This window comes from Pseudomonas sp. CM27 (genome assembly GCF_013179515.1).
Taxonomy (GTDB): domain Bacteria; phylum Pseudomonadota; class Gammaproteobacteria; order Pseudomonadales; family Pseudomonadaceae; genus Aquipseudomonas.
Window position 1 is genome coordinate 1 of record NZ_JABMCN010000298.1, and the last position, 6,608, is coordinate 6,608.

Sequence of the window (6,608 nt, forward strand, 5' to 3'; positions counted from 1 at the left end):
CGCTTGTTGGGGTTGTGCTGGCGCTGAGCGCCGGGTGCCATGCCTGTCGTAGCGAAATCCGGGGTGACTGGTTCGCGGTTGTCCGAGGTAAAGGTGTCTACGTGAGGCTCGACAGCGGCACTGATCATACTTCTTCTCCGTCCCTATGCTTGGCCGGGTGCTGGCACCCGTGGCGATATCTCGTGTTGGTTCTCTCTGGTTCTAAATACTGCGTATTGCGTTCCATGCCCCTGGGTCGTGCGCGCAAACACAACGCGATCGGCACTCCGGCCGAAAGCGATGGGATTCATTGGGGTGGTGGGCCGAGCCTGGGAATGTCCCATGGGTTTGGCCTACTTAATTGCTGACCCGCCGCCTTTCCTTAAAGTTCGACTTATTTTCGTCACTCTTCCATTGAGCAAATCGCGGGCCGAAAACCGAGTGTAGGAGAGAAAGAGCTAAAAAGGTGACCCATTGGTCACTATTGTTATGGTGCGCAATAGACGCAAACGTTGGCGAGCGTAACCGGATGTTAACCAGGCCCGGCGGCGGTTCGAGCGGGGGAGGGCGACGCCCCGATCAGGGGCTGCTGGTGCGCTGATCTGGTGCATTCGACGGTGTGAATGCACCAGGTTTCGGGACTAATTCGCGGGCTGAATCGAGGAGTGATGGTGAGCTATCAGCCATTGGCCATCGACATACCGGTAGTTGAAGGTAAAGCGCGCTGCCTGTTGCTGGCCGGTGGCAGCGAAGGTGAAGGTATACAAGCCAGCCAGCGATGCCTGGTCACAGCCCCCGTAAACATGCGTTTCATGCAGTGTGCCTGCAGGGCGGTCGCGCAGGAATCGATTGAAGTAATCGATGTGGGCGGCTCGATCTTTTCGGGCTGTACCTGACAAGGTAGGCAACAGGAGTGCTTGATCCGTGTATAAATCGGCCACTTTTTCGGCCTGTCCCGCTTGCAGGCGGCTGTTCCACTCCTGGAACAGCGCCACGACCTGGCGTTCGTCGAGCTTGCGGCACTCCAGTTGACTGGCGGCGAATGCCGGATTCGCAAGGACAATCAAGGCCAGGGAAACGCCAAGGGGGATACGTTTCATGCAGTCAGCTCCGAATAGCGCTGCAGGCCGCGAAGTCAGCCTGCCCGATGCCGATTCTGGCTGGAGTGAGCAATGGACGTTATCAGACCGTGCCCGCACAGGGGTAGGACAAGTACGAAGCGCTTGGTTGCATGTACCGATCACGGCAGGCAGCCGGACCTGAAAACGCTACAAAGGGGGGAGGCAAGGTGGAGGCCATACAGCCCCCACTGAAGAAAGGTACAGCTCAGAGGCTGACAGCTTTATCGCCATCGCGCTGTTGCGCCAGCATCAGGTTCAACTGGGCGACCTGCTGACGCAGCTGGTCACGTTCGTCCTTCAGCTTACGCAGCTCATCACGGCGCACGGAGACATAGAGGGTCTGGGTTGGGGTTGCAGGCATCAGAGTACCCATGAGCACACCTCGCGGTTTTGGCTGGTGACAAATCAAAGCGTAGACGCTTCACGCGGGGCGCATTCTGAATTCTTTCACAGGCCTTGGGAACTTTTTTGTTTATCGTGGTCTCGCCATTCGTCGCTGAACCCTCGGGCGGCATGCTGGACTAACCTGAAAAGCTTAACTGTCGTCATCCATTTAAAAGGGGAGCATGGGCTCATGCAACTGGGAATCATCGGGCTGGGCCGCATGGGCGGCAATATCGCAAGGCGCCTGATGCGCGCCGGCCACCGCACCGTGGTGCATGACCGCAACCGCGAGGCCATTACCGGGCTGGAGGGCGAAGGCGCGCAGGGCGCGCACGACCTCGGTGCGCTGGTACAAAAGCTCAAGGCACCCCGCGCCGTGTGGGTCATGCTGCCGGCGGGTGAGCCCACCGAACAGACCATCGCCCAGTTGGCCGATCTGCTCGAACCGGGCGACGCGATCATCGACGGCGGCAACACCTTCTACAAGGACGACATGCGCCGCGCCAGCGAACTGGCCAAGCGCGGCCTGCATTACCTGGACGTGGGCACGTCTGGCGGTGTCTGGGGCCTGGACCGTGGCTACTGCATGATGATCGGCGGCGAAAAGGACGTATTCGAGCGCCTGGAACCGCTGTTCAAGGCGCTGGCGCCGGGCGTGGGTGATATTCCACGCACCCATGGCCTCAGTGGCGAACACCAGCGTGCCGAACATGGCTATATCCACGCCGGCCCACCGGGCGCCGGGCATTACGTAAAAATGGTGCACAACGGCATCGAGTACGGCCTGATGCAGGCCTACGCCGAAGGCTTCGACCTGTTGCGCAGCAAAGGCGGCAACGAGTTGCCGGAAGACCAGCGCTTCGACCTGAATGTGGGCGAAATTGCCGAAGTATGGCGGCGCGGCAGCGTGGTCACTTCGTGGCTGCTCGACCTTACCGCCGATGCCTTGGCGGCCGACCCGCAGCTGTCGCAGTTCAGTGGCTCGGTGTCCGACAGTGGCGAAGGCCGCTGGACCATCGACGCTGCCGTCGAGCAGGCGGTGCCTGTGCCGGTGCTGTCCAGCGCACTGTTCGCGCGGTTCCGCTCGCGCCAGCAGCAGGGCACCTATGGTGACAAGATTCTCTCGGCCATGCGCCTGGGCTTCGGTGGCCACGTCGAGAAGAAAGGCGAATGACTAAACAGACCATACCGGCTGCACCCGCTTGTACCCTGTTCCTGTTTGGCGCCAATGGCGACCTGGTAAAGCGCCTGCTGATGCCGGCGCTTTACAACCTCAGCCGCGACGGCTTGCTGGACCGCAACCTGCGCATCGTCGGCGTCGACCACAACCCGGCCAGTGCCGAGGACTTTGCCGGGCGGCTGCACAGTTTCATGGCCGAGCGCGACAAGGGGGGCGAGGGGGCAGCCAAGTGCCTGGATGAGAAGCTGTGGTCACGCCTGGCCAAGTGCCTGGACTACCAGACCGGCGACTTCCTGGACCCGGCCACTTACCAGGCCATCGGCAAGCGCATCGACAAGACCAGCCATGGCAATGCCATCTTCTACCTGGCAACGTCGCCGCGGTTCTTCCCGGAAGTTGCCCAGCGCCTGGGTGAGGCCGGCCTGCTGGACGAGTCCGGCGGCGGCTTTCGTCGTGTCGTGGTGGAAAAACCGTTCGGCACCGACCTGGCCAGTGCCGAGGCGCTCAATGCCTGCCTGTTGAAGGTGATGGGCGAGCGGCAGATCTACCGCATCGACCATTACCTGGGCAAGGAGACGGTGCAGAACATTCTGGTCAGCCGTTTCTCCAACGGCCTGTTCGAGTCGTTCTGGAACAACCACTACATCGACCATGTGCAGATCACGGCTGCCGAAACCGTTGGCGTCGAAACCCGGGGGGCGTTCTACGACAACACCGGCGCCCTGCGTGACATGGTGCCCAACCACCTGTTCCAGTTGCTGGCGATGGTCGCCATGGAACCGCCGGCGGCGTTCGGTGCCGATGCGGTACGTGGGGAAAAGGCCAAGGTGATCGGTGCGATTCGCCCCTGGTCGGCAAAGATGGCGCTCAAGAATTCGGTGCGCGGCCAATACACCGTGGGCAAACAGGGCCGCAAGCGGTTGCCGGGTTATCGCCAGGAAGCCAACGTGGCCGAAGATAGCCAGACCGAGACCTATGTGGCGCTGAAGGTGATGATCGACAATTGGCGCTGGGCCGGCGTGCCGTTCTATTTGCGCACCGGCAAGCGCATGAGCGTACGTGACACCGAGATCGCCATCTGCTTCAAGCCTGCGCCGTATGCGCAGTTTCGCGAATCGGAGCTGGAACGGCCCAAGCCCAACTACCTGAAAATCCAGATCCAGCCCAATGAAGGCATGTGGTTCGACTTGCAGGCCAAGCGCCCTGGGCCAGAGCTGGTAATGGAGAATGTCGAGCTGGGCTTCGCCTACAAGGACTTCTTCAAAATGACCCCGGCGACTGGCTACGAAACACTGATCTACGACTGCCTGACCGGGGACCAGACCCTGTTCCAGCGCGCCGACAACATCGAGAACGGCTGGCGTGCGGTGCAGCCGTTTCTTGATGCCTGGGCCAAGGATGGCGAGGTGCATGAATATCCGGCCGGTCAAGATGGGCCCGAGGCTGGCCATGAGCTGCTGACGCGGGACAAGCGCGAATGGCATCGGTTGGGATGAGCGTTTTGCAGTGCCTGTGCTGGCCTCTTCGCGGGTAAACCCGCTCCCAAAGGTACTGCGCATTTCAGATCCAGTAGTGATCCTGTGGGAGCGGGTTTACCCGCGAAGAGGCCAGCACAGGCAACCAATGAAAGGAGACCCAATGCCCGCCCATATCGAAGATTACGCACTGCTGGGCAACTGCCGCAGCGCCGCCCTGGTCAGCCGCGATGGCTCGCTCGACTGGCTGTGCCTGCCACGCTTCGACGCACCTGCAGTATTCGCCGCCCTGCTGGGCAACGAAGAAAACGGCCGCTGGCGCTTGGCCCCCTGCGACCCGGTCGAACACAGCAGCCGGCAATACCTGGACGACACCCTGGTACTGGAAACCACCTGGGTCACTGCCACCGGCCGCGCGCGGGTGCTCGACTTCATGCCGTTGGGCGAAGCCAATTCGGTGGTGCGCATCGTCGAGGGCCTCTCGGGTGAAACCAACTTTGAAATGGACCTGGTGATGCGCTTCGACTACGGGCGCAGCGTGCCGTGGGTGGAACGGTTGGAGCCACTGAGCCTCAGCGCCGTCGCCGGCCCTGACCGGTTGATCCTGTGCAGTACCGTCCCACCTCAGCCTCGCGACCATCACACTGGCGCGCGCTTTCGCGTGGGTGCTGGCGAGCGGCAAGTCTTCAGCCTGCGCCACCAGCCCTCGCACCTGCCGGTGCAGCCCGACTGCGACAGCGATCAAGCCCTGGCGCAAACCATCGACCAATGGCAGGCCTTTGCCGCTCGCTGCCCGGAGGTAGGGCCTTATACCGCGCTGGTGCGCCGCTCGCTGCTCACTCTCAAGGCCATGACCTATGCCCCCACCGGCGGCATCGTCGCCGCCGTCACCACCTCGCTGCCCGAGCGTGTGGGTGGCGAGCGCAACTGGGACTACCGCTTTTGCTGGCTGCGCGACGCTACCATGACCCTGCTTGCGTTCATGAACCTTGGCTATTTCGACGAAGCCCAGGCCTGGCGTGAATGGCTGCTGCGTTCGGTGGCTGGCAACCCCGAACAGATGCAGATCATGTACGGCCTGGCTGGCGAGCGTGATTTGCAGGAGTACACCCTGCCATGGCTGGCCGGGTACGAACATTCACAGCCGGTGCGCGTGGGCAATGCCGCGTCCGGGCAGATGCAACTGGACATCTATGGCGAACTGGCCGACGCCATGACCCAGGCGATCAAGGGCGGCTTGCCCCGGCTGCCACGCAGTGCCGCGATTGCGCGGCTGATCCTGCCGTATGTGGAAAGCATCTGGCGCAAGCCCGACGAGGGTATCTGGGAGGTGCGCGGCGGTCGCCAGCAGTTCGTGCATTCCAAGGTCATGGCCTGGGTCGCCTTCGACCGCGCCGCCGGGCTGGCCGACACCACCGAGGAGGACCGTGAGCGCGGGCGGCATTACCGCCAGGTGGCCGACGAGATCCGCAACGAAGTGTGTACACAGGGGCTGGATGCGAGCGGCAAATTCTTCGTCCAGGCCTACGGCTCGACTGAAATGGATGCCAGCCTGTTGCAGATTGCCCTGACCGGTTTCCTGCCGGCGGACGACCCGCGTTTTTTGCGCACGCTGGAGCAGATCGAACAAAGGCTGCTGAAAAACGGCCTGCTGATGCGCTACGACAGCGACAGCTGCAGCGATGGCCTGACCCCAGGCGAGGGCACTTTCCTGGTGTGTTCGTTCTGGCTGGCTGACGTGTATGTACTGCTTGGCCGCCAGGCCGAGGCGCAGGCGCTGTACCAGCGCCTGACCGGTCTGTGCAACGATCTTGGCCTGCTGGCCGAGCAGTACGACCCGGCCGGTCGGCGCATGCTTGGCAACTTCCCCCAGGCGTTCAGCCATATCGGCATCATCAATACCGCGCTGAACCTGCACCGCGCCCAGTGCCCGGTGCGCGACCGGGCCAGTTGCGGGTAGTGCCCTTCCTCAAATCTCAATGCGTGCGCGATCCCTGTGGGAGCTGGCTTGTCGTGGCGACGAACCGCGGCGATGGGCTGCGCAGCAGCCCCTCTAGCCTTAACTGATTGGCATTAGGCCCCCGGGTTGTTTCATGCCGCCTGATGTAAAACTCTCAAGTGACCGGAGTAGACTAGGTCAAACCCCTTCGGCACGGAGCACACATGGGCATTCGCGGTACTGACCGGCAGATCGACAACATCGAGTTCAATGTCAGCGACATCGCACGGAGCAAGGCCTTCTATGGCAGCGTGTTCGGCTGGACTTTCACCGACTACGGGCCTACCTACAGCGAATTCGGCGATGGCCGGCTGACAGGCGGCTTCACCACCGGCGAGCCGGTAAGGCCGGGTGGGCCGTTGATCATCCTCTACGCCGACGATCTCGAGGCCACGCAGAAACGCGTCGAGGCCGCAGGTGCGAAGATCAGCCGCGCGGCCTTTGCCTTCCCCGGTGGCCGGCGTTTCCAC

General features: G+C 62.3%; 6 protein-coding genes. 4 read left to right on the forward strand and 2 right to left on the reverse strand.

Annotated features, from left to right (window positions below):
* Positions 1 to 620: 620 nt before the first annotated feature.
* A complete protein-coding gene (locus HP547_RS25985) occupies positions 621 to 1,079 on the reverse strand; it encodes an SgcJ/EcaC family oxidoreductase (RefSeq protein WP_172288266.1) in 459 nt (152 codons plus the stop codon).
* Positions 1,080 to 1,305: 226 nt separating this feature from the next.
* Positions 1,306 to 1,473 (reverse strand): DUF6026 family protein, encoded by a 168-nt coding sequence (locus HP547_RS25990; RefSeq protein ID WP_172224777.1) that lies wholly within the window; start codon positions 1,471 to 1,473, stop codon positions 1,306 to 1,308.
* 201 nt (positions 1,474 to 1,674) lie between these two features.
* Between HP547_RS25990 and gnd the strand changes: the two genes are divergently transcribed.
* From gnd to HP547_RS26010, 4 genes are all read left to right on the forward strand, one after another.
* A complete protein-coding gene (gene gnd, locus HP547_RS25995; protein WP_172224774.1) occupies positions 1,675 to 2,658 on the forward strand; it encodes a phosphogluconate dehydrogenase (NAD(+)-dependent, decarboxylating) in 984 nt (327 codons plus the stop codon).
* On the forward strand, positions 2,655 to 4,160 hold the full coding sequence (gene zwf, locus HP547_RS26000; protein WP_172224771.1) for a glucose-6-phosphate dehydrogenase: 1,506 nt from the start codon (positions 2,655 to 2,657) through the stop codon (positions 4,158 to 4,160). Before gnd ends, zwf begins: the two co-directional genes overlap by 4 nt.
* 142 nt (positions 4,161 to 4,302) lie before the next feature.
* The gene (locus HP547_RS26005; RefSeq protein WP_172224768.1) at positions 4,303 to 6,099 is read left to right on the forward strand and encodes a glycoside hydrolase family 15 protein; all 1,797 of its coding nucleotides are present in this window, start codon (positions 4,303 to 4,305) and stop codon (positions 6,097 to 6,099) included.
* Positions 6,100 to 6,302: 203 nt separating this feature from the next.
* Positions 6,303 to 6,608: VOC family protein (locus HP547_RS26010; RefSeq protein WP_172288268.1), on the forward strand; the 306-nt coding region annotated here is incomplete at its 3' end.

Coding starts and splice junctions, on each gene's coding strand:
- HP547_RS25990 (WP_172224777.1), bottom strand. CDS start 1,473: ATGGGTACTCTGATGCCTGCAACCCCAACCCAGACCCTCTATGTCTCC.
- gnd (WP_172224774.1), top strand. CDS start 1,675: ATGCAACTGGGAATCATCGGGCTGGGCCGCATGGGCGGCAATATCGCA.
- HP547_RS26005 (WP_172224768.1), top strand. CDS start 4,303: ATGCCCGCCCATATCGAAGATTACGCACTGCTGGGCAACTGCCGCAGC.
- zwf (WP_172224771.1), top strand. CDS start 2,655: ATGACTAAACAGACCATACCGGCTGCACCCGCTTGTACCCTGTTCCTG.
- HP547_RS25985 (WP_172288266.1), bottom strand. CDS start 1,079: ATGAAACGTATCCCCCTTGGCGTTTCCCTGGCCTTGATTGTCCTTGCG.